This window comes from Corynebacterium suicordis DSM 45110, from assembly GCF_015351405.1.
GTDB lineage: Bacteria > Actinomycetota > Actinomycetes > Mycobacteriales > Mycobacteriaceae > Corynebacterium > Corynebacterium suicordis.
The window spans coordinates 272,446-297,733 of sequence record NZ_JADKMY010000002.1 but is presented as its reverse complement, the minus strand read 5'-3'; the positions used below and the strand labels follow the sequence as shown (position 1 = coordinate 297,733).

Annotated in this window: 23 protein-coding genes; 18 read left to right on the top strand and 5 right to left on the bottom strand. The window is 60.5% G+C overall.

Annotated elements, in window-relative coordinates; genetic code table 11:
- Positions 1–7 precede the first annotated feature (7 nt).
- From folC to ndk, 5 genes are all read left to right on the top strand, one after another.
- Positions 8–1,612, top strand: coding sequence for a bifunctional tetrahydrofolate synthase/dihydrofolate synthase (folC, locus tag IRY30_RS07700; protein WP_374708535.1), 1,605 nt, complete (start codon positions 8–10; stop codon positions 1,610–1,612).
- A 62-nt stretch (positions 1,613–1,674) separates the two neighbouring features.
- Positions 1,675–2,130: a DUF4233 domain-containing protein gene (locus IRY30_RS07695; protein ID WP_194556840.1), complete on the top strand. Its 456-nt coding sequence runs from the start codon at positions 1,675–1,677 to the stop codon at positions 2,128–2,130.
- Positions 2,131–2,290: 160 nt separating this feature from the next.
- Positions 2,291–3,157: a twin-arginine translocation signal domain-containing protein gene (locus tag IRY30_RS07690; RefSeq protein ID WP_194556839.1), complete on the top strand. Its 867-nt coding sequence runs from the start codon at positions 2,291–2,293 to the stop codon at positions 3,155–3,157.
- A gap of 9 nt (positions 3,158–3,166) precedes the next feature.
- Complete coding sequence (locus IRY30_RS07685) at positions 3,167–3,634, top strand: peptidoglycan recognition protein family protein (RefSeq protein WP_194556838.1); 468 nt, start codon at positions 3,167–3,169, stop codon at positions 3,632–3,634.
- Positions 3,635–3,710: 76 nt separating this feature from the next.
- Positions 3,711–4,121 (top strand): nucleoside-diphosphate kinase, encoded by a 411-nt coding sequence (ndk, locus tag IRY30_RS07680; RefSeq protein WP_194556837.1) that lies wholly within the window; start codon positions 3,711–3,713, stop codon positions 4,119–4,121.
- A gap of 96 nt (positions 4,122–4,217) precedes the next feature.
- Here ndk and IRY30_RS07675 read toward each other — a convergent pair whose 3' ends face one another.
- Entirely contained in the window at positions 4,218–4,967 is a 750-nt protein-coding gene (locus tag IRY30_RS07675; protein WP_194556836.1) for a hypothetical protein, read from the bottom strand.
- 224 nt (positions 4,968–5,191) lie between these two features.
- Between IRY30_RS07675 and IRY30_RS07670 the strand changes: the two genes are divergently transcribed.
- The 6 genes from IRY30_RS07670 (at position 5,192) to IRY30_RS07645 (ending at position 14,193) form a co-directional block, all read left to right on the top strand.
- Entirely contained in the window at positions 5,192–8,692 is a 3,501-nt protein-coding gene (locus tag IRY30_RS07670) for a translation initiation factor IF-2 N-terminal domain-containing protein (protein ID WP_194556835.1), read from the top strand.
- A gap of 330 nt (positions 8,693–9,022) precedes the next feature.
- On the top strand, positions 9,023–9,325 hold the full coding sequence (gene rplU, locus IRY30_RS07665; protein WP_194556834.1) for a 50S ribosomal protein L21: 303 nt from the start codon (positions 9,023–9,025) through the stop codon (positions 9,323–9,325).
- Positions 9,326–9,366: 41 nt separating this feature from the next.
- Entirely contained in the window at positions 9,367–9,633 is a 267-nt protein-coding gene (gene rpmA, locus IRY30_RS07660) for a 50S ribosomal protein L27 (protein WP_194556833.1), read from the top strand.
- 172 nt (positions 9,634–9,805) lie between these two features.
- Entirely contained in the window at positions 9,806–11,320 is a 1,515-nt protein-coding gene (obgE, locus tag IRY30_RS07655) for a GTPase ObgE (protein ID WP_194556832.1), read from the top strand.
- 107 nt (positions 11,321–11,427) lie between these two features.
- Complete coding sequence (gene proB / locus IRY30_RS07650; RefSeq protein ID WP_194556831.1) at positions 11,428–12,783, top strand: glutamate 5-kinase; 1,356 nt, start codon at positions 11,428–11,430, stop codon at positions 12,781–12,783.
- A gap of 105 nt (positions 12,784–12,888) precedes the next feature.
- Positions 12,889–14,193 carry a glutamate-5-semialdehyde dehydrogenase gene (locus IRY30_RS07645; RefSeq protein ID WP_194556830.1) on the top strand — a complete coding sequence of 435 codons (1,305 nt, stop codon included), beginning with the start codon at positions 12,889–12,891 and terminating at the stop codon, positions 14,191–14,193.
- Between the two features lie 36 nt (positions 14,194–14,229).
- On the opposite strand, the gene IRY30_RS07640 is transcribed toward IRY30_RS07645, so the two are convergent.
- Entirely contained in the window at positions 14,230–15,210 is a 981-nt protein-coding gene (locus IRY30_RS07640) for a dioxygenase family protein (RefSeq protein ID WP_194556829.1), read from the bottom strand.
- A 215-nt stretch (positions 15,211–15,425) separates the two neighbouring features.
- Between IRY30_RS07640 and nadD the strand changes: the two genes are divergently transcribed.
- The 7 genes from nadD (at position 15,426) to holA (ending at position 22,854) form a co-directional block, all read left to right on the top strand.
- The gene (gene nadD, locus IRY30_RS07635) at positions 15,426–16,088 is read left to right on the top strand and encodes a nicotinate-nucleotide adenylyltransferase (protein WP_228503145.1); all 663 of its coding nucleotides are present in this window, start codon (positions 15,426–15,428) and stop codon (positions 16,086–16,088) included.
- 163 nt (positions 16,089–16,251) lie between these two features.
- Positions 16,252–16,725, top strand: coding sequence for a ribosome silencing factor (rsfS, locus tag IRY30_RS07630; RefSeq protein ID WP_194556827.1), 474 nt, complete (start codon positions 16,252–16,254; stop codon positions 16,723–16,725).
- Positions 16,726–16,844: 119 nt separating this feature from the next.
- A complete protein-coding gene (locus tag IRY30_RS07625) occupies positions 16,845–17,726 on the top strand; it encodes a histidine phosphatase family protein (protein ID WP_194556826.1) in 882 nt (293 codons plus the stop codon).
- Positions 17,726–18,874 (top strand): DegV family protein, encoded by a 1,149-nt coding sequence (locus IRY30_RS07620; RefSeq protein WP_194556825.1) that lies wholly within the window; start codon positions 17,726–17,728, stop codon positions 18,872–18,874. The genes IRY30_RS07625 and IRY30_RS07620 overlap by 1 nt, the downstream gene beginning before the upstream one ends.
- A gap of 128 nt (positions 18,875–19,002) precedes the next feature.
- Positions 19,003–19,875, top strand: a complete 873-nt coding sequence (locus IRY30_RS07615; protein ID WP_194556824.1) for a helix-hairpin-helix domain-containing protein — start codon at positions 19,003–19,005, stop codon at positions 19,873–19,875.
- On the top strand, positions 19,859–21,796 hold the full coding sequence (locus IRY30_RS07610; RefSeq protein WP_194556823.1) for a ComEC/Rec2 family competence protein: 1,938 nt from the start codon (positions 19,859–19,861) through the stop codon (positions 21,794–21,796). Before IRY30_RS07615 ends, IRY30_RS07610 begins: the two co-directional genes overlap by 17 nt.
- Positions 21,797–21,882: 86 nt before the next feature.
- A complete protein-coding gene (gene holA / locus IRY30_RS07605; protein WP_194556822.1) occupies positions 21,883–22,854 on the top strand; it encodes a DNA polymerase III subunit delta in 972 nt (323 codons plus the stop codon).
- Between the two features lie 16 nt (positions 22,855–22,870).
- On the opposite strand, the gene IRY30_RS07600 is transcribed toward holA, so the two are convergent.
- The 3 genes from IRY30_RS07600 to IRY30_RS07590 form a co-directional block, all read right to left on the bottom strand.
- On the bottom strand, positions 22,871–23,917 hold the full coding sequence (locus IRY30_RS07600) for an ADP-ribosylglycohydrolase family protein (RefSeq protein ID WP_194556821.1): 1,047 nt from the start codon (positions 23,915–23,917) through the stop codon (positions 22,871–22,873).
- A 183-nt stretch (positions 23,918–24,100) separates the two neighbouring features.
- Entirely contained in the window at positions 24,101–24,367 is a 267-nt protein-coding gene (rpsT, locus tag IRY30_RS07595; protein WP_194556820.1) for a 30S ribosomal protein S20, read from the bottom strand.
- Positions 24,368–24,640: 273 nt separating this feature from the next.
- Entirely contained in the window at positions 24,641–25,219 is a 579-nt protein-coding gene (locus IRY30_RS07590; protein ID WP_228503141.1) for a type II toxin-antitoxin system PemK/MazF family toxin, read from the bottom strand.
- Positions 25,220–25,288 lie beyond the last annotated feature (69 nt).

Below are 25,288 nucleotides of genomic sequence, written 5' to 3'. Positions count from 1 at the left end.
GGGGAGTATGCAGCACAATGGGAGTCGAAAAGTGACTGAGGACAAGGGTGGCGTCGAAAAAAATACGCCACAAGAAGACGCGGACATCGACGCGGCGCTGGAACAGCTACCGGAGTTCGGTGAGGTGACCTTGGATGATTCGGGGCTGGCCTTGCCGATCGACGCCACCTCGGACCAACCCGCTGCCGGCGAGGGAGAGGTGATCGAGCGGCCGGTGACCCCGGAGGATGTGCTGGCACTGGCAGAGACCGAAGCGGAACTGGATTTGCGCTGGCCGGAGACGAAGATTGATCCTTCGCTGGAGCGTATCGAACTGCTCATGGATCTGCTGGGCAATCCGGAGCGGGCCTTCCCGGCAATTCACGTGGCGGGAACCAACGGGAAGACATCCGTGGTGCGCATGGTGGAGTCGCTAATGCGGGCCTTCCATCGTCGCACAGGTCGGACTACAAGCCCGCACTTGCAGATCGTTACTGAGCGCATCGCGGTGGACGGAAAGCCGCTGCACCCTGCCGATTACGTGGCCATCTGGCGCGAAATCAAGCCCTATGTGGAGATGGTGGACGCGCGCAGCGAGGCTGAAGGCGGGCCGAAGATGAGCAAGTTTGAGGTGCTCGTGGCCATCGCTTATGCCGCTTTCGCGGATGCGCCAGTGGATGTCGCCGTGGTGGAAACGGGCATGGGCGGCCGATGGGATGCCACGAATGTGATCAGCTCGGACGTGGCTGTGATCACTCCCATTGGGCTGGACCACACGGATTATCTGGGGGAGACCCTGGAGGAGATCGCGGGGGAGAAGGCGGGCATCATCAAGTCGCGCTGGGATGCCGATGATCTGCTCACCCCGCCGGATAACGTGACCGTGATCGCTGAGCAGGAGCCTGCCGTGATGCAGGTATTGCTGGCCGAAGCTGTGGAGAAGGACTCCTCGGTGGCTCGTGCTGGTTCGGAATTCGCGGTGGTGGATTCTCGCGTGGCCGTGGGTGGGCAACAGCTGAACATCCAGGGTTTGGGCGGATTGTACGAGGATATTTTCCTGCCTCTTTCCGGCGAGCACCAGGCCAGGAATGCGGCAGTGGCCCTGGCCGCTGTGGAAGCATTTTTCGGTGCAGGTGGAGAGAGAAAACTGGATATCGAGCGTGTGCGGGAAGGTTTCGCCCAGGTGGAATCGCCCGGCCGTTTGGAACGAGTGCGCTCCGCGCCGAGCGTTTTCATCGATGCCTCCCATAATCCGCACGGTGCCAAAGCGTTGGCCACCGCCATGGGCAGGGATTTCTCCTTCCGCCGCTTGATCGGTGTAGTGGGAATGCTGGGGGATAAGGATGCGCGCGGAGTGTTGGAGAACCTGGAGCCGGTGCTTGACGAAGTGGTGATCACCCAGAGCAGCTCACCGCGAGCGCTGGATGCGGATGTGCTGGCGGACTATGCGCGCGATGCCTTCGGAGAAGAGAGAGTGCACGTGGCATACAACCTGCCAGGCGCGGTGGAACTGGCCACTGAACTGGCAGAGGAAGATAGTGATGGGCTGCTTTCTGGATCGGGAGTGCTCATCACGGGCTCCGTGGTGACAGCCGGTGAAGCACGCACATTGTTTGGCAAAGAACCGGCCTGAAGTCGCGGATGCGGGCACAGCAAAGAACGTGGAAATTTTTCTAACTAAGGAGCGCGGGAGACATGGCGAATAATGAGCAGGAGCCAGCCACTGGCCAAGCAGGGGCGGCCAAAGTAGGCCCGCTGGGATTAGGGCATACGCCGAAGAACGACCCGATGAAGGGTGTGCGAGGCGTGATGGCCGGCACTCACATCATGGAAGCCATCGTGATTCTCCTGGTGCTCACCGTGGTGACCCGCGTGGATAACGGTGCCGCGGCCACCCCGCTGGCTCTTACTTATGTGGTGGGCTTGGGCCTACTGATGGTGGTGGCGGCCTTCCTGCAGCGCGCGAAATTCGCCGATGCGCTCAATATTGGGTTGCAGGTAGCTGCTGTTGCCGGATTTTTCGTACACATCTCCATGGGAGTGGTAGCGATCATGTTTGCTGCCGTGTGGTGGTACATCTACCACCTGAAAAAGAACATGCAGCTGCGCATGGAGAGGGGATTGCTGCCCAGCCAGCACCTGGATATCTAAGGAATATTCGCGTGCCGGGGTAATGGCCTCAACCTCGCCACGCAGGGCCCCATAACCACTTCTGTCACACCTTTCACATTGTCTTGGGATTACACCGTGATGGGGGTGCCTTTTGGGGTTACCCAAATGGGGGCATACTTTTGCCATAGAATTCACAGGCATGACGTGGACTCGCCGTACATTCCTTCGCTCGACCACAGCTGCAGGCGCGTTCGCAGCGGTCTCAACCATCCCCCTTTCCCGCACATTGATCTCTCCCGCGGATGCAACACTCTCTAGCTCCGCACTCCTGGGTGCGGGTGCGCAGCCAGCCGGTTCCGCCGAAATTGCAGAGAAGCTGACCTCCGCCGGCCTGGGACGCGGCAATGCCGCAGCTCTGCCCGGTGGTAACCGGTACATGAACGTCAGCTTCCCTCAGCCCATCGCGACCTCCGAGCACAGCGTGGGAAGCCTGGAATTCACCCTCACCGACGGCTCGGTCCGCACCGCAAAGATTCACCCGCTATCCCATGGCCGCGATGGCCAAGAGGGACTCGCAGGGGTACATTCTTCCGAGCCCATCGTGGTGCCGGAAGATGCAGTGGCTGTGAAGTATGACGGCGCACACAAGATTGCCGCCGCGGATACCTCCCGCGCTTATGTGCACGTGGTGGAAGCCAAAGAGGGTGAAGAGCGCGATGTAGCTGGGGCTGGAGTCACCCCATATGTGGCGAACAACGGGGCAGGTCTGGTGCAGGTTGATCCAAACCAGGCTCTCCAGCTGAGCCAGGATGGGCTAGAAGGATCCACCGCACTAGCAGGCGCAATCGCGGATATTATCCGGCAGTCCGGCCTCAACCCAGGCCCTGTCCTACCCACGCCAGTGCCCGGTGCGGGTAAGGCTGCGGTGATCGATGGTCTCGAGGTTGTGTCCCGCGCGCAATGGGGCGCGGATGAAAGCCTGGCATCCTGGGTTCCGAATTTCGCCCCCGCCCAAGTAATCACCGTGCACCATACGGCCATGGCCACCACCGGATTGACCAATTAATATGCCGCGATGCGCAGCATTTATGCCTATCACGCATCCAGCGCCAACGGCGGCCAGGGATGGGGCGATATCGGCTACCACCTGGTCATCGCACCGGATGGCACCGTGTTCCAGGGTCGCACCACGGGCCGTGCCGGGTACGCGGTGTTCCAACCGGGCACCCGTTCTGTGGCTACCGCTGGCCACGTCTACAACGCAAACACCAGCAACGTCGGTGTCTGCCTCATGGGTGATTACACCTACGAGCGACCCACCACCCAAGCCATCGATTCCCTGGTTCGCGTGCTGGGTCACCTGTGCCGCGGCTTGGGTCTGGATCCCCGCTCCAGCATGCGCTACACCAACCGGGACACCGGCCATTCCTCCATGCGACGCGCCATCAGCGGACACCGTGACTGGGCTGACATCAGCGGTGGGACCGGCTGCCCGGGCGATCTCATGTACCCGATGATGGATTCGGTTCGTTCCCGCGTTTAAGCGCGCCTCTCAGCAGGGGTGTAATCGAGGAGCATAAGCGCGCGATCTGTGAACTTGGGCTGTAGACTCGGCAAACATGACTGAACGTACACTCATCCTGATCAAGCCTGATGGCGTCTCCAACGGCCACGTAGGAGAGATCCTCGCTCGCATCGAGCGCAAGGGTCTCAAGCTCGTCGAACTGGATCTGCGCACTGCAGACCGCGAGACCGCTGAGAAGCACTACGAAGAGCACTCCGACAAGCCTTTCTTCGGCGAATTGGTTGACTTCATCACCTCTGCACCATTGATTGCAGGAATCGTTGAAGGCGAGCGCGCCATCGACGCATGGCGTCAGCTGGCCGGCGGCACGGATCCAGTGTCCAAGGCCACCCCAGGCACCATCCGCGGAGACTTCGCTCTGACCGTCGGTGAGAACGTGGTCCACGGATCCGATTCTCCTGAGTCCGCTGAGCGCGAAATCGGGATCTGGTTCCCGAACCTCTAAAGCGAAGCGCGGAGTAACTATCTCCCCTCACCAGAAAATCCCCGCCGCAGAGAATCACTGCGATGGGGATTTTTTCGCGCGGAATCAGAGCAAGCGTTATTCGCCACGCATTCTCTTCTGAAATGCATGGCTGGTTTTCGGCGTGAGCGTGAGCCATTCGTTGGCCGTGTCCCGGCTGCGCAGCTCCTTGATGCTGGCGATGTCTTTCCGGGACTTCGCGGCCTCGATAGCCTCGTGAACCTCGGCCGGATTCATCCGCAGTGCTTCAGTGAGATGATCCACCGCGATGTGCTTCTGAATTTGCACCCCACCGGTGACCATCTTCAGCGCATACATTCCCGCCAAAAGCGCGTCATTTCCAGTGGCCACCACGGCGGAAGCATCGCGCCCAGCAACCAGTTCTTCGGGGAGCGTGTATTTTTCCGGACGCGAAGGCTTGCGGCCCAGCAGGTAGAAAAACACCGCAAAGCCGATCACACCAACGATTAGCCCAGAGATCCAACCAGGCCAGATGCGGCCGAGGTTCACCAAGACAAAGCTCGCGGCGACCACCGCTACCAGGCGAAATTCCTCTTTCCAGTCGGTGGCTGTGCGTTGCATTTCCGTATCTGGCTTGAGGGGATCGTAATTGTTGAAACGCTCACCGCTGCGTCGCATGAATTTCCACCACACCACGATGCACCCGGCAAAGGCCACCGCCAACATCAACATTCCGACCAACGGAGCGGGCTGCGTAATGGTCACCGCCAGAGCGAGTGCCAGCAGCGCCGCGAAGGCAATGCGCGGGCCTTGTGGCAGTTCTCGCTGTTGCCCAATTTCTCTGAATTGTTGCGCGGTGATCTCCATGCAGCACACCTTAGTGTGTGCCCAGGCCGCCCACACGCCCGGACAGCGCACACGTGATCTGAGGAAATTGTGCAACAATAGTAAGTGGAGATCCGCCCACAACGAAGATGCGGCAGAAATCTGACCAAACCTCACTGTATTAATATTTGCGGAGCGGTCGCCCGAGGAATGCTTTCGGTTGCGACGCATTCTTCGTGGCGAGCCCGCCCGCTCGAAGGAGAAATGTGGCTACATTTAGCCCAGAATTAGCAGCTCAGGCTGCGAAAATTAACAAGGCAGAATTGGGTGAAAAGACCCGCGTGCATGCCCTGGCCAAAATGCTTGGTGCTTCCAGCGGCGATGTGCTGCAAATCCTTTCCAGCCAGGGAGTTTCTGACAAACGCCCCGCCTCGACGGTGACTCGCCAGCAGGCAGAGATGTTGTTGGACTCGCTGACCGTGGCACCGGGTGATGAGGGGAGCGACGCCAGCAAAGCGCCGAAGAAGACTTCCCCCAAGGCGAAGAAATCGACCGCCAAGAAGTCCAACGCTAAGTCGCCAGCTGCGAAGAAGACTGCAGCCAAGAAGTCCACCACGGCTAAGAAGACCGCGGTTAAGGGCAAGACAGCGCAAAAGACGGCCGAACTGCCCACCGAGGAATCCACTGACGCGCAGGTAGAGGCTCCAGCGGAACTCAAGACTGAGACCCCAGCGCCATTGGCGAATACGGCTCCGTCCGAGGTTTCGCAGGACACCCCAGAAGAAAAGCCTGCTGATAACGCTGCAGGCAACGCTGGGGAAGAAGCTGCAGCAAAGAGCGAGAACTCGGAGCGGCCGAAGCGCACTCGACGGAGGACCGTGAAGAAGGCGGCACCGAAAAAGGCCGCCGCGAAGCAGGCTGAGCAAGAGCAGACAGAGCCACAGGTTGCCAAGCAGGAAACTCCTGCTCAGGATGAACCGCAGCGGGATGCTCTGGACGATGCGGTGGATCTGGTGATCGCGCCGCTGTTCAACCATGAAGACGCCCGTGGCGATGAGCGCGCAGAGAAGGGTGCTGCAGAATCCAGCTCCGCCGAATCTGACGCTACCGAGGCTGAAATCCCTGCAGCCCACGACAACCCCAAGCGCAAGGTGCGCCGAGTCCGCCGTGTGGTGCGACGAGGTGTGAGCGGGGCAGAAGCAGACTCACAACAAGACGAGCTTCGCCAATCCGAGCCTCAGCCGGAAGAGAGCCCAGCTGAGTCCAAGCCAGAGCGGATTGAGTCCGAGGTGGCGTCGGAAGAAGATAAGGACAAGCTACACCCAGCGGAGCGGGATGAGGCGGATATCGTCGATGAACCCGTGCGTTTTAAGGGGAGTACGCGGTTGGAGTCTCGGCGTCGGTGGAAGGCGGAGAATCGCGATGATTCCCGCCAGGTTGTGAGCCGCAGCGAATTCCTCGCGCGCCGCGAATCCGTGGAGCGGGTGATGGTGGTGCGGGATTCCGAGCGCACCGATCATCCAGGCCTGACCACGCAGGTCGGCGTGGTGGAAGACGGCATGCTCGTGGAGCATTTCGTGACCAGCGATACCCAGAACTCAATGGTGGGCAACGTGTACCTGGGCACCGTGCAAAACGTGCTGTCCAGCATGGAAGCCGCGTTCATCGACCTGGGCACCGGCCGCAATGCGGTGCTGTACGCGGGTGAGATGAACTGGCATTCCCCACATCTGCACAGCAAGAATCGCCGCATCGAATCTGCGCTGCGTTCCGGCGATCAGATCATGGTGCAGGTCATCAAGGATCCCGTGGGTCACAAGGGCGCTCGCCTGACCGCGCGCATCAGTTTTGCTGGCCGCTACCTGGTGTACTTCCCAGGCGGCACCACCGCGGGTATTTCGCGCAAGCTTCCAGAGGCTGAGCGCAAGCGTCTCAAGGCGATTCTTTCGCGCGTTATCCCAGGTGAGGGCGGAGCGATCATCCGTACCGCTGCAGAGAACGCTTCCGAGGAGCACATCGGCGAAGATGTGAACCGTCTGCATGACATGTGGGAAAACGTGCTGCAGGAAGAGGAAAAGGCCCGCAGCTCCAAGGGCACCCAGCCAGTGACGCTCTACGAAGAGCCGAACATGCTGATCAAGGTGATCCGCGATATCCTCAACCGCGATTTCTCCCAGCTCATCGTGGATGGCGATAAGTCCTGGGCAACCGTGCGCGATTACGTCAGCCGCATGGCTGCCGATCTCAAAGATCGCGTGGTGAAGTGGCACCCTGAACAGCACGGTGGCCAGGACATTTTCGAGGGAATGGAGCTGGATCAGCAGCTATCCAAGGCCCTGAGCCGCAAGGTGTGGCTGCCTTCCGGTGGCCACCTGGTCTTCGACAAGACCGAGGCCATGACAGTCATCGACGTGAACACAGGCTCCTTTATTGGCTCCGGCGGCAATCTCGAGGAAACCGTCACCCAGAACAACCTGGAAGCCGCCGAGGAGATCGTCCGGCAGATGCGCCTGCGGGACTTGGGCGGAATGATCGTGGTGGACTTCATCGACATGGTCTTGGAGGAAAACCGCGATCTGGTTCTGCGTCGTCTGACCGAATACCTGGGCCGGGACCGTACCCGTCACAAGGTGTCCGAGGTAACTTCCCTCGGCCTGGTGCAGATGACCCGCAAGCGCCTGGGCATCGGCTTGCTGGAGACTTTCTCCACCGAGTGCGAGGCCTGCGACGGCCGCGGCGTGATCCTGCACGCTGATCCAGTGGAGCATGAGGAAGAAGAGGACGATCGGCCACGCCGAGATCATGGCAACCGCAAGGAGCGCCAGCAGGCTCGTCGGGAGAAACAGCGTCGGGAGCAGTCGCAGGAGCGAGTTCAGAACGCGGATCGCGGTGCAGAGAAGTCGGACGTAGACAACTCTGATGTAAACAAGGCTGCGGACAACGCGCCGGAAAAGGCTCAGGAAAAGGCCACCGAAAAGTCTTCCGCCAAGCAGGATGCGCCACAGCGCACCCGTCGCCAGGCTCAGCGCTCCAAGCGTTCCGAGCGCGCTACGGACTCTGAGGCCAGCCAGGATCAGACCGCCGTGGATTCTCCGCGCGCTGCTGATTCTCGTGACCAGGGCACTGACGAGTCGGATTCCCGGCGTAACCGGGGCACTTCGGCCTCGCAGCGTCGTCGGGTCCGTCGAGTGGTTCGACGCCACGCCCCGGCAGACACCCAGGCCCCAGCCAAGTCTGAAGCCAATGAGAATGACTACGGAGACCAGCGCGTGGTCTCGCCAAAGGGTGGCAATGGTGCCGGTAAGTCTCCCCGTCACACCTCTGCGAAGGCCACTTCTTCGGCCGATCGCGTGGCCGCGCAGCGTTCCGAGTCTCGTCGACGCGGACGTCGTGTAGTGCGCAAGGTGACCAGCCCGGCACGCGAGGATTCTGTGCAGAATGCTCCTGAGCAGAACATCCCGGAGAAGAAGGGTGCTCAGCAGCAGGGTTCCAAGAAATCCTTCGAGCAGGCTCGCGAGCAGTTTGAATCCTCGCCACGGAGGAAGCGCCAGACCCGAGGAAATTCTCGCTCGGACATTCCTCCCAAGCGGGAAGACTTCGCGACGGATTCTCCCGCTGCGGAATCGGGTAATTCTCGCCGAGGTGGGAAAGCTGCGGCACAACCGGAACGCAATCCCGTGAATGAGAAGCCACAGCGTGGTGGCTCAGGGGCGGCGTCGGAAGAAAAGAAGGGTCGCAGAAGGCGCGTTGTTCGGCGCTCCAACTAGCGATTTGCGTGGCTGCTGAAGGGTGGCCGTTGGGCCTGGCGAGAGATTTTGGTAATCGCCACGTTAACGGGTAGTCTTGAGCAGTCGCTGTTCGATTTGCCGGTGACCTGCGCATCCCTGCGCACTAGAGTCTCCCATTTTTGCGGGATTCCCTCACCGGTTCGCGAAACACCACTGAAGATGTTCCGGCATTGGCGTGGGGGCGCGAAACACTCTGGCAAAGAGAACGCAGTGAAAACATATTGTCCAGTCAGGACGAGCTCGCAACACCTTAAAGTGGTGCTTCGGGGGAGTTCCTGAGTCGAAGAGAGAAAAAAGGGGTAGCCCTATATGTACGCGATCGTCAAGACCGGCGGCAAGCAGTACAAGGTTGCCGAAGGTGACCTCGTCAAGGTCGAGAAGATCGAGGGTGAGCCAGGTACGTCCGTGGCTCTCTCCCCGGTTCTCGTCGTCGACGGATCTGATGTCACCACCGGTGACCAGCTTGCCAAGATCACTGTGAACGCTGAGATCGTGGAGCACGTCCGTGGCCCCAAGATCAACGGCATGCGTTACCGCAACAAGACCGGCTACAAGCGCCGTTACGGCCACCGTCAGGACCTCACGGTTCTGAAGGTTGCTGGCATCAAGTAATTAACCGAGGCACTTAACACTTCCTTTAGGAGGGAGACACAATGGCACACAAGAAGGGTGCATCTAGCTCCAGCAACGGTCGTGACTCCGAGTCCAAGCGTCTCGGTGTGAAGCGATTTGGTGGCCAGCAGGTGAAGGCAGGCGAGATCTTGATCCGTCAGCGCGGAACCTCTTTCCACCCAGGCGAGAACGTCGGCCGTGGTGGCGACGACACCTTGTTCGCACTCAAGGCAGGCGCAGTGCAGTTCGGCACCAAGCGCAACCGCCGTATGGTGAACATCGTTGAAAACGAGGCTGTCGAGGCCTAAAGCCCCGCACATCGTTTTACACCGCCAGTGGGATGGAGAACATCCTGCTGGCGGATTTTTTATGAGCGCCGGACAATGGTTCTAAACCGCCATGGTGCTTCACTGATTTACACACGCAAGCGTGGGGGATTTTCCCAGCGCACGTGTCTTCTCTTTTGAAAGGAAACTGCTCATGCCGCAATTCGTTGACCGCGTGGCCTTGCACCTGCAAGCTGGCGACGGAGGACATGGCTGTGCCTCTGTTCACCGAGAGAAGTTCGTGCCACTGGGCGGCCCAGACGGCGGTAACGGTGGCCACGGCGGAGATATCGTCCTCGAGGTCACCGCACAGGTCCACACGCTGCTGGACTTTCACTTCCACCCGCACGTTCGCGCTGGCCGCGGTGGCAATGGCTCGGGCGATCACCGGCACGGTGCCCGCGGTGAAGACCGCGTGCTTCCCGTACCGGAAGGCACCGTGGTGCTGGATCACCGCGGAGAGGTGCTCGCTGACCTCACCGGTGTGGGCACCCGGATGATCGTGGCCGAAGGCGGTCATGGTGGTTTGGGCAATGCCTCGCTGGTCTCCAAGGCTCGCAAGGCTCCCGGTTTTGCCCTGCTGGGTGAGCCCGGCGAGGCCAAGGAAATCACCCTGGAGCTCAAGTCCATGGCGGACGTGGGCCTGGTGGGCTTCCCCTCCGCGGGCAAGTCCTCGCTCATCTCCGTGCTCTCTGCTGCAAAGCCGAAGATTGCCGATTACCCGTTCACCACGTTGGTGCCGAACCTCGGTGTGGTGAGCGTGGGCAATGAAGTGTTCACCATGGCCGATGTACCCGGTCTGATCCCGGGAGCCAGCGAAGGCAAGGGCTTGGGATTGGACTTCCTGCGGCACGTGGAGCGCACCGCTGTGCTGGCGCACGTGGTGGATGCCGCGAACCTGGAATCCGACCGCAACCCGTTGGACGATATCCGCGCGCTGGAAAAAGAACTGGCTAATTACCAGTCCGAGCTGGCCACGGATTCCGGTTTGGGAGACCTGCGTGATCGCCCTCGCGTGATCATCCTCAACAAGATGGATGTGCCGGATGCCGAAGACATGGCGGACCTGCAGGAAGAAGAGCTCAAGGAGTTCGGCTGGCCCATCTTCCGCATCTCCACCGTGGCGCATAAGGGTCTCAACGAGTTGAAGTATGCGCTCGCGGAGATCATCCAGCAGCACCGCAAGAAGAACCCCGCGGAGGTTAAGCCCGCGCAGATCATCACCCCGCAGAGCCTGCGGAAGAACGCGCGCGGCGGCAAGTTCGCGGAGTTTGAGGTGTCCGTGGATCCAGAGTTTGATAACGCTTTCATCGTCACCGGGGAAAAGCTGGAGCGCTGGATCAAGCAAACCGACTTCGAAAATGATGAGGCCGTGGGCTTCCTCGCCGATCGCCTGGCCAAGGCCGGGGTGGAGCAGGAGTTGTGGAAGGCCGGAGCTGTCGAGGGCTCTGAGGTCACCATCGGTGCCATCACGTTCGAGTGGGATCCGCAGACCGCAGCAGGCGTGGATCTCACCCCGACCGGGCGCGGAACTGACCAGCGCCTGGAAAAGAATCAGCGCTCCACGTCTGAAGAGCGCAAGCGCGCTTCCCAGGCTCGCCGCGGACTCATCGACGAGTTCGATTACGGCGATGGGGAAGTAGCAGAAACCGAGCGCTGGGAAGGCTAAAGGCCACCTCATCCCCGCGGGTTGCCCCAGACTGCGGCCTGCCGGGGATATGGAATCGCCCAGTCGGTTTTTAACGCTCGCGTGCAATGGCTGGCATACTGGCGGGTATGTCACACGCGGATAACGAAGACAATTTCGCACATCCTGCCGATGAACGCGAAGCGTCCAGCGCAGCATTTGGTCTCGGGTACCCGGGACCAACTGAGGCTGCGGAGCCTTTCATCCCAGTTGAGGGCTATGGAACCCGGCCGGTGCACCGACCCGGACCGGTGGTGCCTGCAACCACCATCGAGTTCCCGGACGCGGAAATCGAAGAGAACCACCCAGCGATGGGTCATGATTCCAAGTTTCGCGATGAGATCGCCGCTGCTCGCCGCATCGTGGTGAAGATCGGTTCATCCTCACTCACCGATGATGACGGCCGCGTGGATCCCCGCCGCATTGACATCATCGCCGATGCCCTCGAAGCCCGCATGGCTCGCGGCACCGACGTGGTGGTGGTCTCCTCCGGCGCCGTGGCCTGCGGAATGGGCCCTTTGCAGCTCAACCAGAAGCCAACTGACCTGGCCACCAAGCAGGCCGCCGCGTCCGTGGGGCAGGTCCTTCTGGCCCAGGAGTGGGCACGTAGCTTCGCCCGTTACGGCCGCACCATCGGCCAGGTGTTGCTCACTGCGTCCGACGCCGGCGTGCGCGATCGAGCTCGGAACGCCCAGCGCACGATCGACCGCCTGCGCCAGCTCAAGGCCGTTCCCATCGTCAACGAGAATGACACCGTAGCTACCTCAAACATGCGCTTCGGCGATAACGATCGCCTGGCCGCTGTGGTGAGCCACCTGGTGTTCGCGGATGCGCTCTTCCTACTCTCTGACGTGGATGGCCTCTTCGACCGCAACCCTGCCGAGCCAGGTGCGCAGTTCGTGCCCGAGGTGAAATCAGGCAAGGACCTGCGCGGAGTGGTTGCCGGAGATGGCGGGCGCTTGGGCACCGGTGGCATGGCCGCCAAGGTGTCCGCAGCGCGTTTGGCATCCCGCGCGGGCGTGCCAGTGCTGCTCACGGCCATGGACAACATCGGTGCTGCTCTGAATGATGCCAAGGTGGGAACATGCTTCTGGCCGCAGGAGGATCGCCTCTCCGCGTGGAAGTTCTGGGTGCTCTACGCTGCTGAATCCCACGGCCGCCTGCACCTGGATGCTGGAGCCGTGCGTGCGATCTCCGATAGCCGCAACTCCCTGCTTCCCGTGGGCATCACCCGCGTGGAGGGAGACTTCTCTCAGGGCCAGGTGGTGGATATTGTCGGCGATGATGGCCAGCTCGTGGGCCGCGGCGAAGTCAGCTATGACTCCACCATGCTGGACGGAATGATCGGTAAGTCCACGCGTGAGCTGCCCGATATCGCTCAGCGTCCCGTGGTGCACGCTGACTACCTCTCTACGTATTCAAACCGCGCGCAGCTCCCGCGCTAGGCGTCGAATAAAAAGCGAAGTTTGTTCCCCGGTTTGTCCCTGAAATGCAGTGGCGAGACCGGGGTTTTCTGCAGTGCATGAGGAAGCTCCGTAACATTGAATGCCATGACTGATCAGAGCACAAAGACTGCAACTGAACTTTCCCCCGAGCGCCAGGCCGAACGCGATGACGTTCTGACCAAGGCGCGCAAGGCCAAGGCTGTGAGCCAGCACACCATGCTGTCCACCCAGCAGAAGAACGATCTGCTGCAGGATTCCGCAGACGCGCTGGAGGCCAACGTCCCAGCAATTCTGGCTGCCAACGAGAAGGATCTGGAAGCCGGCCGGGAAAACGGCTTCAACGATTCTCTTCTGGATCGTCTTGCTCTCGACGAAGAGCGCATCAAGGGCATCGCCGATGGCTTGCGCCAGGTGGTGGGCCTGCCAGATCCCGTGGGCGAGATCGTCCGCGGATTTAACCGCCCCAACGGTCTGCGCATGAAGCAGGTGCGCGTGCCCCTGGGAGTGATGGGCATGGTCTACGAGGCGCGTCCCAACGTGACCGTGGATGCCTTTGGCCTAGCCATCAAGTCCGGGAACGTGCCGCTTCTGCGTGGTTCCAAGTCCGCGCGCTACACCAATGAGAAGCTGGTGGAGACCCTGCAGGACGTGGCGGAAAAGCATGGCCTTTCCCGCGATATCGTGCAGCTTCTGCCCTGTGAGACGCGCGAATCGGTGCAGGATTTGATCACCGCCCGCGGCTTGGTGGATCTGGTGATTCCTCGCGGTGGTGCCGGACTGATCAACGCGGTGGTGCTGGGAGCGACCGTTCCAGCCATCGAAACCGGCACCGGTAACTGCCACTTTTACGTGGACGGATCTGCCGATGTGGACGAGGCGATCAAGCTGGTTATCAACGGTAAGACCCGTCGCTGCTCAGTCTGCAACGCCACCGAGGTGGTGCTCTTGGATTCGGCACTCTCCGATGAGGACAAGAAGCGCGTGCTGGTGGCCCTGCAAGAGGCGGGAGTGACCATTCATGGCAACAAGTCCGAGCTGGATTCCCTGGTGGATGACGTGGTTCAGGCCGAGGAGAGCGACTGGACCGATGAGTACCTGAGCTTCGATATCACCGCCGCCATCGTGGACGGGGTGGAAGGCGCCGTGGAGCACATCACCAAGTACAGCTCCGGCCACACCGAGGCCATCTCTGCCAAGGATGCCTCCGTGCTGAACTACTTTGAGACCAACGTGGATTCCGCAGCTCTGTCCATCAACACCTCCACCGCATGGACGGATGGTGAGATGTTCGGCTTCGGCGCGGAGATCGGCATTTCCACGCAGAAGCTGCACGCCCGTGGCCCCATGGCGTTGCCAGAACTGACCTCCACGAAGTGGGTCATCTCTGGCGACGGCCACGTTCGCGCTTAGTCGCTACCAGTTGGGCTTAGTCGCGACTACTTGGGTTTAGTTCGGAGGAGTGCCGCCTGGGCCTCCGGGACCACCGGAGCGACCGGGGGCGCCCATTCCGCCACCCATGCCTCCGCCGGAATTATTTTCGGTGGTGGTATCGATGGGCACGTCGATCTTCAGCGTGTAGCCCGAGCGATTATCGCCGGAGAATTCTGGAACCTGGGCATCGGCTCCATCGCCGAACACGCCATCTGATTCCAGGCTCACCTTGGAGTAATTCTCCGAAGAGCCGTCATAGTTGCTGACTTCGTACACGGCCGCGCAGATTTCATCGGGGATGGCGATCTGGCTGGTCAGCACCGCATTGCTGGCATCCGAGATGGAATCCTTATCCGGGAATACCTCGAAGTGCACGTGGGGGAAGCGGCCGTCATAACAACCGGGCACCACGCTGGTGAAGGTCACGGTGCCATCGTCGCCCACCACCTGCACACCTCGCAGGTAGGTCTCGTCCTCCACGCCCTCGGAATACATGGAGTAGCGACCCTGCGCGTCCGCGTGCCACACGTAGACAGCGGCACCCTTCATGGGTTGGTTGCTGTTCACCATGTCGATGATGTTCATGGTGAGGGTCATCGCGATGCCATCAGCTGTGGCGCCTCCACCGATGCTGCTGCGGATATCGGTGCGCTCCACGCCCACTTTCTCCAGCACATCCGGGCCGTTGGATCCATCACCGGGGTAAGGTCCGCCGGTTTCGGAAACCATCTCGGTGAGAGTTTCTGTGGCGGCCGCAGTGGTTGCTGCGGTAGTCGCAGCCGTGGTGGAGGAAGAAGTTGCAGCCGTGGTGCCCGAGCCAGGTGAGCATGCGGCCAGCACTCCGGCACCAGCGCCGATACCGAAGAGGCTCAGGACACTGCGGCGGGAGACGCGCTGCTGGATGGTGGTGAGGTCGAAGGCCAAGCCCTGATCCTCGACATCCTCGTGTGGACGGTCGAGTTGGCGACCTTCAAAGGTATGTGGTTGTTGAGACATGAGCTGTCCTGCTTTCTGCTGGGACCAAGGGGATGAGCCTTGGTGTGAAGGGTGGCGTCGGAAAAAAGAAAATCTTTCTGAACTACCCAGAACACTAAAGTGGCTACCTGTGATCTATGTCTCGTTCACTTTTGAGTCACTCGGGAACTATGTGCGGAGATTCGCGGATGATGCTGGCAGTACGCTGTATGCGAGGAAACCGTATGCTGGTGCCCATGACTCTTGAGCGTTCCGCCCGTCGCATCGGCATCATGGGTGGCACTTTTGACCCCATCCACCATGGTCACCTGGTGGCCGGCAGCGAGGTGGCAGACCTCTTTGGCCTGGACATGGTGGTTTTTGTGCCCACCGGGCAGCCGTGGCAGAAGAAGGATCGATTCGTGTCCCCGGCGGAGGATCGCTACCTCATGACCGTGGTGGCCACGGCCTCGAACCCGCGCTTCCAGGTCTCGCGCGTGGATATCGACCGCGGCGGCGATACCTACACGGTGGATACGCTCACCGACATGCGCAAGCTCTATCCCGATGCGGAATTGTTCTTCATCACCGGCGCCGATGCCCTCAGCAAGATCGTTACGTGGCGCGATTGGGAATCCATGTTTGATCTGGCGCACTTCGTGGGTGTGACCAGGCCAGGGTACGAATTGCCGGGTGTTGGGGAAGGGGTGGGAGACGACGCCACCCTCGCCCCACTCCAGAGCGAATTGGACGAAGGACGACTCAGCCTCGTGGAGATCCCCGCGATGGCCATCAGCTCTACGGATTGCCGAAAGCGCTCATCCGAAGGCCGGCCCGTGTGGTACCTGGTGCCCGACGGCGTGGTGCAGTACATCACCAAGCATGGGATGTACGCGCCGAAGGAAAACTCTGCGGAATAGTTCGGTAGGAGTCCGGGGAATGAGAAAGACGCTGCCGCGGAAGTCTGCAGAGTAGGGACAAGCGGGGTTAACGCGTTAGTATGGTGCGAAGTAAAACTTTGCTGCGTGCGCCATCAAGCTTGGCCGCTGAAGCCTCACCCACTTGCCCTTGAAAGGTAATTTTTTGACTGCGACTCCTGAAGCCATTGAACTAGCCTCTACCGCCGCCCGCGCTGCGGCGGAGAAGCTGGCGGAAGACATCCTCGTCATCGATGTTTCCGACCGGATGGCCATCACCGACTGCTTCGTCATCGCCACCGGCGATAACGAGCGCATGGTCAATTCCATCGTTGATGAGGTGGAGTACGCACTGACCCAAGAAGGCCTCAAGCCACTGCGTCGCGAGGGACGCGGCGATGGCCACTGGGTTCTGCTGGATTACGGCTCCATCGTGGTGCACGTGCAGCGCAACCAAGAGCGCGATTTCTACGCGCTGGACCGCCTCTTCCGCGATTCACCACAGATCCCTGTCGAGGGCGTGGAGCAGGTAGAGCGCAGCAATAACTGGGACGATGACACCGAAGTGGACGTGCTGGATGCCATGAGCATCGACGACCTCCCACTGGCCGGACCAACCCCGGATACCGACGAACTCTAAGTCAACTGTCATCAGGGGTTTGGGTAACTTAAGCTCCTCTTGATTGCCCAGCAACACGGATCTGAGGCAGCCCGCTCTCAGACACTCGGACTCCAGAAAGCGAACCCCTGAAAGTAGCCATGGCTCAGCGCAGAATAGTGCTTGTTCGGCACGGGGAAACCACCTATAACGCCACGGGGCGGATGCAAGGACAGCTGGACACGGAACTCTCCGAGGTGGGCATCGCCCAGGCCAAGGCTGCTGCATTGGAGATCGCGGGCTGGAACGTGTCCGCCGTCATCTCCAGCGACCTGAAGCGCGCTGTTCACACCGCCGAGCTCTTGAGCGCAGGCTGGGACGTGGACGTGCAGACGGATCCTCGCTTGAGGGAGACCCGCTTGGGTGAGTGGACGGGTGCCAGCCACGCGGAAATCGATCGGGATTATCCCGGCCAGCGCGTGTATTGGCGCCACGACCCAGAATGGGCTCCACCCGGTGCGGAAACGCGCCTCGAGGTGGCGAGCCGCGCGCATCAGCTGGTGGAAGAACTGATGGAATCAGACATCTTCGACCGCGGAACCGTGGTGCTGGTGGCCCACGGCGGAACCATCGGTGCCCTCACCGCGCAGCTGCTGGAGCTGCCGAAAACGCACTTCTCCATGTTCTCCGGTCTGGGCAATGTGCGCTGGTCACAGCTGGTGGCACGGCCGAAATTCCCGAACACCACCACTGTGAAGACTCCACAGGCAGTAGATGGATCCCAGGTTCCCATGAAGGGCACCGAGGATGAGCAGTGGTGGCGCGACCCGCACTGGCACCTGGAAGGTTGGAACCTCTCCACCGCGCCGGGCGCCCGCTTGTCCGCACAATCCGCTAGCCCGGATGAAGGCGGCGAAGATGTGGATGGCGCGGATACTGCCTCTGGGGGATCGCTGGGAAATGGCACCACCGCTGATGAGGCTGGCGCAGGTAGCGTCGTAAACAACAGCGCACCGAACCATTCCACCGAAACGGGAAAATAATGAACGTTCAAGTGGTGACAGACTCGGCATCCAGCCTCACTCCCGAGATGGCACAAGCCGCGGGAGTCACCATTGTGGACCTGCACACTAGCGAAGACGGTCCGGAGCAGACCACCGCTGGGTTAGGGGCCCTGGAACTCACTGCGGCTTACGCGCGTTTGCTGGAGCGGGGCGGAGATAGCGGAGTGGTGGCGATCCACATCTCCAAAGAACTATCAGCAACCTGGAGTAATGCCAACACGGCCGCGGGGATTTTCGATGGGCTGGTGGAAGTGCTGGATACCGACAGCGTGGCAATGTGCAATGGATTTGCTGCCATGAAGGCCGCCGAGGTGGCCCAGGCTGGTGGATCCCTCGAAGAGGTCGCACGTGCTGCCAAGGACTTGATCGCTGAATCCTCGATGTACCTCTACTTGCATCGCTTGGATTCAATGCGCAAGGGCGGGAGGCTCTCACCTGGGCAAACTTTGCTGTCCACCGCTCTGGCGATTAAGCCGATTCTGCGGCTCGCTGATGGCAAGATCGCTCTGGCAGCAAAGACTCGCACGCAGCGCAAAGCCATGGAAAAGTTGGTGGAAATTGTGCTCGACGTTGTCGCTACAGAGGCTAGGAGAGCTGCCGCCGCCAACGAAGAACCCCGGCAGGTGCGGGTAGCCGTGCAACAGGTGGACGCTGAGGACGTAGCGGAAAACCTGATCGCGTCCATGGAAAAGCGGGTTGCCGAACTACACGTTTCCCCACAGGGCAGCGAACCTGGCGGGGAAGCTTCTGACGCTGATGCAGCTCTGGGCCATTTTGCCGGACTGAAGTCCGTGGTCACCAGAATCCCCGGCGACAAGTCCGCGAACCCACTTGGTGCGAGCGACAAGCCAGTGAAGGAAAAGTCTCTGGGTAGAAGGGCCGCGGGCAATAAGTTGGCTGGCTCTAAGCTTGCGGGCTCTAAGCTTTCTGGTGAGAAGCTTGCCGGTGAGAAGTCCGTGGACGCGAAGACAACTGATGCTCCAGTAACGGACGAAACATCCGAGGATATCGCAGGAGCTGCCACGGTGGCTTTGCCCGAGGTGGAGTTCATGATACTCGCGGCGAGCGACGTTCTCGCGGCTCATTCCGGACCTGGTGCGATTGCCGTCTCAACTGTTCTGTGGTGACCTTCTAGTTCGCTACGGGTCTTTGTTTTATCCACAGCGCTGGGTTTCCCACAGGGGTCTGGGGTTTTACTGATTAACTTGGCGCGATAGCGGGATCGGTTGTCTCCGCCACTGGTGAGATGGCCGCTATGGCAGCACAATGGTCCAAGAAATCTGGCAGCGCACAGATCCGGCAGCGGATCGAAGCTCTGGCTCAACCGATGCCGGAACATGAGATCGAACCGGTAGATTTTGATACCCGCGCCAGCATTGGGCCGCTGTCCGCCAAAGCCCTGGTGCTGCTCGTCGGAGTCTTGGCCATGGGAGGGGCAGCGCTGTTTGGCTGCAGCGTGATGGCAGAGGACAGCAGCGGGACTTCCTCGGCTGGGCTTGCGATCGAGTCTGAGACACAGCAAGGGGTGAGCAATCCCAACCTGCTTCCTGGGCAGGCGGATGCGAAGGGCTCCGGGGCGGCTCAGGCTTCCGCTGATTCTTCGGCAACTTCAACGCCCGCCGAAGCTACCACCCAACCTGTGGTGAGCGTGCAGGGTCTCATCCGTCGTCCCGGACTCATGCAGGTCAATGCGCAAACGCGCGTGGGTGAGGCTATCGAAAAAGCTGGGGGAGGGTTGCCCGAGGCAAGAATGCACGGGATCAATCTGGCCGAAAGAGTAGTGGACGGCATGCAGATCTCCGTCAATGATCAGGGCAGCGCGATCACGTATCCGGCAGGTGTGGCGTCATCTGCCCCGGCTGGCGGGTCAGTTTCACCCGCACCCGGAGGAGGTTCCGCCTCGGCAAATGGCACTTCTGGCTCGGCTCAGGCTGACGTCGTCAACATCAACACCGCGGATGCCACTGCCCTGCAAACACTGGATGGAGTGGGCCCAGCCACTGCAGAGGCGATCATCGCCTGGCGAGAAGCCAACGGCTCCTTCAGCTCCGTGGAGCAGCTCATGGAGGTGCGGGGGATTGGGCCGGCGAAGTTTGAGGCGATGAAAGATCATGTCACCACCCAATAGTTTGCTTAGCCAACTACGCAGCCCCACGTCACGAGGGGCTCAATCAGCCACCCACGCCCAGCGGGCGCTGCGTGACCCTCATTCCCCAGAAGCGATCCGCGAACGCAGAGGGCTCGACTTCCGATTACTCCCCAGCGCTGCTTTGATGTGGGTCGGGGTGGCGAGCACCATCATTACCCGGAGTGGCTGGCCGCTCACGATCCTCGTGGTGCTGAGCCTCGCGGTGAGCTTCATCCGCATGCGCGCATGGCAACCGGTTCACGTGTGGAGGACCGCCAATGTGGCACTCATCTGCGGCAGCTTGGCCGCGGCTTGTGCTTACCTGCGTGTTCTTCTTCTCGACGCCACCCCTGTCCTGCAACAGCTTCATCGAGGTGGCAAGCCTCGACTCGTCGGGGAGTACTCGGTGGCAGGCACGCCGCGGCAAATTGTAGAGGGAGGGGTGTTGCTTCCCATCGACGTGCCACAGTTGGGTTCGGTTCCGATGTTTCTCAGCGCTGAGAGGTCTCATTCTGCGGGCGAGCCCTCGGTCGATGCGCTAGACCTGCAACCGGGTCAGAGAGTGCAGATTTCTGGCACGTTGGAACTGAGTGATCGGCCAGGGCTAGTGCCTGTGGTGATGCGAGGCGAGCGGGCTCCGGAATTGACCGCAGATCCCGGCCCTGATGGGATCTGGGCCTGCACGGCTTGGCTGCGCAATGGACTGCGTTGGGCAGTAGCGGAGCTCCCGAGTGATGTAGGCGGGTTGATCCCGGGAATGGTGGTGGGGGATACCAGTGAACAATCACCTCAAGCGCAGGGCTGGTTCGTCTCCACTGGGTTGAGCCACCTCACCGCGGTAAGTGGTTCCAACGTAGCCGCGGTGGTAGGTTCCGTGCTGGTGATCTGCGCCTTTATCGGGCTTCAGCGGAAGGCAACTGCAACACTGTGTGCGCTTGCACTGGTGGGATTTGTACTGGTTGTGGGGCCGGAACCGAGCGTGTTGCGTGCAGCGGTCATGGGTTCGGTTGGCATCGTTGCCGTGGCAACAGTTCGTTGGTCCGATGTCGTGGCCGCCTTGGGCAGCGCGGTGATCGTGTTGATGCTGTTCGCGCCGGGCATGGCTGTGAGCTACGGATTCGGATTATCGGTAGTAGCAACAATCGGCATTGTCCTGTGTGCCCCGTGGATGAGCACGCGATTGCTTCGGTGGTGGACACATCGTTGCGATGACTGGTGGTCGCGCCAACCGAGCAAAGGGGAAGCTGCGTTGGTGCGGTTGGTGTGTGTCTCCCTTGCCGCGGACATGGTGACTGCACCGGTCTTGGTGCTGATGACGGGCGCGGTATCCACCACCTCAGTCGTGGCGAACCTACTGGTGTCCTGGTGCGTGCCACCAATTACCGCCATGGGCCTGTTTATTGCTCCGCTGGGCGGGATCCTCTCCTCGCTGGGAACTCCAACGGAGGTGTCGTGGATCCTCGGGGGACCGTTATTGCCTTTCGGTTGGTGGATCATGAATGTTGCCGAGCAGTTGTCACAGGTCCCGCGCGTGATCACGCCTGGCGGATTGCTGTGGTCTATCGCCTGGGCAGCGATCACGGCGCTGGGGGTGGGGAGCATCTATTGGATTCGGCACTGGCGGATGTGGAGATGGCTGTGGCTATGCATAGCGGTGGTGCTGGGAATGACGTTGCAGTGGGAGCATCCCGCGGAAAGGCGTGGCGAGGGTGGTGTACCTGCCCAGATCGAGGTGTCAGGCAAGGTTGTGATGGAAGTAACCGATGATGAGCAGGCTGTGGCACTGCATGGGTTGGATCCTCAGCGGACGGTCATCGTGGTGAGTGGCTGCGGACGGCCTCACAATAGACCTACGTTTAGTAAAGAGGGCGTGCCGGTGGTGTATCCGTGTCGCGATGGCACCGAATTGACTGGACAATGAGCCCAAGCACGGGGCGTTAAAGGCTGAATACGCGAGGTAGTGCTGGCGTTCCCAAGGCTTGAACCGGATGTGGGATGATCGGACACATGACATCTTCGATTGCGCCAGCTCCGGTTCATCTCATCGTCGGCGGCGATGAATTTCTGGCCGAGCGACGCCGAATGGCCATTGTCCAGGCCACTCGAGACCATGCGAAGAACCAAGATCTCCCAGCGGAGATCCACAAGGCATCCACACTGTCGGCACCAGAATTCCTGGAGCTACTCAGCCCCTCGTTGTTCGCGGAAGATCGCATCATCGTGGTGTGGGGAATCGAAGAAGTGGCCAAGGATATCGTCGACATCCTCGAAGCCTCCATCAAGAACCCTTCCGAAGGCGTGGTGCTGATCCTCATTCACAACGGGAAGGGGAGAAACAAGAAGCTGGTTCAGTCGTGGCCAAAGCTCGGAGCGCAAGTGCACTCCGCAGAAGAGCTGCGCGGCAGAGAGTTCGCAGCCTTCGTGGATCAAGAATTCCGAGATAAGCGGGTGCGAGTGACCCCGGACGTTCCGAACATGATGCTGGAGGTCGTCGGCACGGACCTCCGGGAACTCTCCGGGGCAGTCAGCCAGCTGGTGGCTGATACCGACGGTGAAGTCACAGTGCAGAGCGTGAAGAAGTACTACACGGGCAAGGCAGAAGTCAGCGGATTCGACGTGGCCGAGCTAGCCGTCAACGGGCGGGTGGCTGAAGCTACAGCCTCAGCGCGACGCGCCCTGCAGCTGGGAGTATCACCAGTGCTCTTGGCCAGCGCGCTGTCCGGGATGGTGGCAGATATCGCCAAGGTGGCTGAGAATCGGAGAATTGATTCCCGCCGACAAGCTGCGGAATTCGGCATGCCCCCATGGAAATTGGACAAGACCATCAAGCTCGCACGCCACTGGTCACCCGCTGCCGTGGCAAAGGCTGTGCAGGTCACAGCGACGCTGGATGCCGGTGTGAAAGGGCAAATGCAGAGCCCTCACTTCGCGGTGGAATCCGCGGTGCGGGAAATCGCTGAGCTCAGCGCAAGCCGCTAAAACCAACTGTCACTAACTACACTGCAGGTCGCGTCTGCTTGAATCCGCGCCACACACCGGAGTGGATGGCCTCGTTATAACGAGGTTCGAAAGTGTAGGTGGAATCCTGCTCCCACACGCTGGAGGATTCCAGGTGAGCGCCAATCATCGCACCGGTCACGGCAGCACGCGTGTTGCGGTTACCCGGCCAGCTCACTGCCACATGCAGGAAATCATGAGGCGCGTACTTGTCCTGATGATCCAAATACAGTTGCGCCAGCAGCATGGCTGAGGCGGTGCACGAGGCGGCGTCGTAACTCTTACCGAAGATCTTCACCAACTTATCCGCGCGGGCATAAAGCTCCTCGAAATCGCCGCTCTCCAAGTGAGGGCTGAGGAACTTGTGCACCTCGCGCAGGCGGGCGAAGATTTCAGAAAGCGGAACTGCTGGGCCCTGCAGCTTGCGGATGACCTCGGAATCGAGGGTCTCGAGGATCTCGGACTTTTCCGAATCGCTGAGCAGCACGTCCTGATCGAAGTGCACATCGCTGGCGAGGCTCTCGGCGATGTCGAAGAGGTTGGCTCCGCGTGGGGCCAGCATCAACGTGGACATCGTGGCAGCTGCGGTTCGAGCGATGGGGGAGTCGTGAGTAATCACGGCCTGCTGGACAGACCAGCCCACACCTTGATCAGTGGGCGCCAAAAGCGCACTGGCAGCTACGCGCATGATTGCACCCGCGCCGCTGGAGTGGGCGGAGCAGGAACCCCAGTGGTTGGTGCCCATTTCTTCAAGGCGGTCCAAGGACTCGGTAGTCGCGGTTCCGGAAGAGCGTTCATAATCGGGATCCTGGTAGTAATCCAGGAATTTTTCACCAATCAGGGTCATTCCAGTTTGACGATCCAGATCCTCGTTATCGATCTTGCGCATCGCCGAGGAGAGAGCCAAAGTCATCAGCGTGTCATCACTGATGATCAGGTTCTCCGGAAGAGGAGTGCATTCGGGCTTCTCTTCGTTTTCATAGGGATAGCCCCAAGCATCACCCAACGCTGTTCCCAGCAGGGCGGACCGGAAACGGTCGTTCATCGCGAGACTTCTCCTTTATAAGGTCAGATCACAATGGTGTGTAGTGTCCCACCACCCTACCCCCTGCCAGTGATTCAGCATAAAGCTCCCAGAAGCTCCACATGAGGGCAGAGAAAAAACTATCCCCACCAGGCGTAATGCCTAGTAGGGATAGTTTTAATGAGCAAGAAATGCTCGGCGGTTTTACTTGCCGATCTTGTTCAGGGCGCGAGCCATGTTGGACTTCTTGTTCGCCGCGTTGTTGCGGTGAATGGTGCCCTTGGTGACGGCCTTGTCGAACAGGCGGGAGGTGGAGCGGAACTGAGCCTCGGCACCTTCCTTGTCGCCAGCCTCAACCAGCTTGTTGAACTTGCCGGCTTCGGTGCGCAGACGGGCACGGATGGCCTGGTTGCGCTGACGTGCGATCTCGTTGGTGAGAACGCGCTTCTTCTGCTGCTTGATGTTTGCCATGGTGGCATACCTCTTTCTTTGGTTAGTGTTCGTTGCACTAGTGGCTCAACAGCGAGGTGACAATGCCCGTGTGATCTCTAACAAACTGCCCAAGGTCCTGCAGCGTGCGACACGAACCCCCGCATCGTGAATCCCCTTCTCAAAGAAGGGAACCCACGGTGGATGAGCCCAGATATGAACGAGGTATCAACTTACCAGCATGATCGGCGGAACTGATAATCCCTGGCGTCGAAAAGAACAGGCAACCGAAAAGAAAGGAAAGGGCTCACGCCGCTAGTTCCACCCGAAATCGGAGCGTAGGGCGGCGGCGATGCGCTCGAAGCGTCGCTCGGGCATGGAGACTCCGCGGCGTTGGATCTGTGATTCCGGGATTTCCAGCACCTTGTCCAGGCACACATAGGATTCCCGGCCCTCGCGATCCCAGGGCCCGGAGCCGATGCGCATCCAATTGTGCTTGTGCGCGTGCTCCGGATTGGCGCTAATCAGCAGGCCCAGCAACGTGTGCTTCTGCCGGCCGACGATCAAGATGGAGCGCAGCTGCAGGTCGCCGCCCTTTTGGGTGCGGAGGTAATTCCATATGACCTCGCCCGGGTCGGCCTGGCCATCCATATCCGGGGCGTACATCACGGCCTGGGCGTGCTGCTGGGTCGGCACCTTCACGGACTCATCCTTGGTGGCGGCATAACTCTGCCGGTTGGAGGCCAGCCCCAGGTATTCGTTGAGCATGTCCAGCCCGTCCTCCAAATTGTTCTTGGAGGTGAAGTTCCGGCGGAGAAAGCGACGCACGGCGTTGCCCGAACTATTCCGGGAGGAAAAATCTCCCATGCGGGATTGTTCGCGGTGCGGTGACATGAATCCGATAATAACCCCCAATCGGCCACGCGACGGCGCGACATGGGAATTCGCGCACCCTCTAGTAGA

Bases quoted from the DNA above. Each gene is read 5' to 3' on its own strand.
- folC (WP_374708535.1), top strand. From the start codon at position 8: ATGCAGCACAATGGGAGTCGAAAAGTGACTGAGGACAAGGGTGGCGTC.
- IRY30_RS07695 (WP_194556840.1), top strand. From the start codon at position 1,675: ATGGCGAATAATGAGCAGGAGCCAGCCACTGGCCAAGCAGGGGCGGCC.
- IRY30_RS07690 (WP_194556839.1), top strand. From the start codon at position 2,291: ATGACGTGGACTCGCCGTACATTCCTTCGCTCGACCACAGCTGCAGGC.
- IRY30_RS07685 (WP_194556838.1), top strand. From the start codon at position 3,167: ATGCGCAGCATTTATGCCTATCACGCATCCAGCGCCAACGGCGGCCAG.
- ndk (WP_194556837.1), top strand. From the start codon at position 3,711: ATGACTGAACGTACACTCATCCTGATCAAGCCTGATGGCGTCTCCAAC.
- IRY30_RS07675 (WP_194556836.1), bottom strand. From the start codon at position 4,967: ATGGAGATCACCGCGCAACAATTCAGAGAAATTGGGCAACAGCGAGAA.
- rplU (WP_194556834.1), top strand. From the start codon at position 9,023: ATGTACGCGATCGTCAAGACCGGCGGCAAGCAGTACAAGGTTGCCGAA.
- rpmA (WP_194556833.1), top strand. From the start codon at position 9,367: ATGGCACACAAGAAGGGTGCATCTAGCTCCAGCAACGGTCGTGACTCC.
- obgE (WP_194556832.1), top strand. From the start codon at position 9,806: ATGCCGCAATTCGTTGACCGCGTGGCCTTGCACCTGCAAGCTGGCGAC.
- proB (WP_194556831.1), top strand. From the start codon at position 11,428: ATGTCACACGCGGATAACGAAGACAATTTCGCACATCCTGCCGATGAA.
- IRY30_RS07645 (WP_194556830.1), top strand. From the start codon at position 12,889: ATGACTGATCAGAGCACAAAGACTGCAACTGAACTTTCCCCCGAGCGC.
- IRY30_RS07640 (WP_194556829.1), bottom strand. From the start codon at position 15,210: ATGTCTCAACAACCACATACCTTTGAAGGTCGCCAACTCGACCGTCCA.
- nadD (WP_228503145.1), top strand. From the start codon at position 15,426: ATGACTCTTGAGCGTTCCGCCCGTCGCATCGGCATCATGGGTGGCACT.
- IRY30_RS07625 (WP_194556826.1), top strand. From the start codon at position 16,845: ATGGCTCAGCGCAGAATAGTGCTTGTTCGGCACGGGGAAACCACCTAT.
- IRY30_RS07620 (WP_194556825.1), top strand. From the start codon at position 17,726: ATGAACGTTCAAGTGGTGACAGACTCGGCATCCAGCCTCACTCCCGAG.
- IRY30_RS07615 (WP_194556824.1), top strand. From the start codon at position 19,003: ATGGCAGCACAATGGTCCAAGAAATCTGGCAGCGCACAGATCCGGCAG.
- IRY30_RS07610 (WP_194556823.1), top strand. From the start codon at position 19,859: ATGTCACCACCCAATAGTTTGCTTAGCCAACTACGCAGCCCCACGTCA.
- holA (WP_194556822.1), top strand. From the start codon at position 21,883: ATGACATCTTCGATTGCGCCAGCTCCGGTTCATCTCATCGTCGGCGGC.
- IRY30_RS07600 (WP_194556821.1), bottom strand. From the start codon at position 23,917: ATGAACGACCGTTTCCGGTCCGCCCTGCTGGGAACAGCGTTGGGTGAT.
- rpsT (WP_194556820.1), bottom strand. From the start codon at position 24,367: ATGGCAAACATCAAGCAGCAGAAGAAGCGCGTTCTCACCAACGAGATC.
- IRY30_RS07590 (WP_228503141.1), bottom strand. From the start codon at position 25,219: ATGTCACCGCACCGCGAACAATCCCGCATGGGAGATTTTTCCTCCCGG.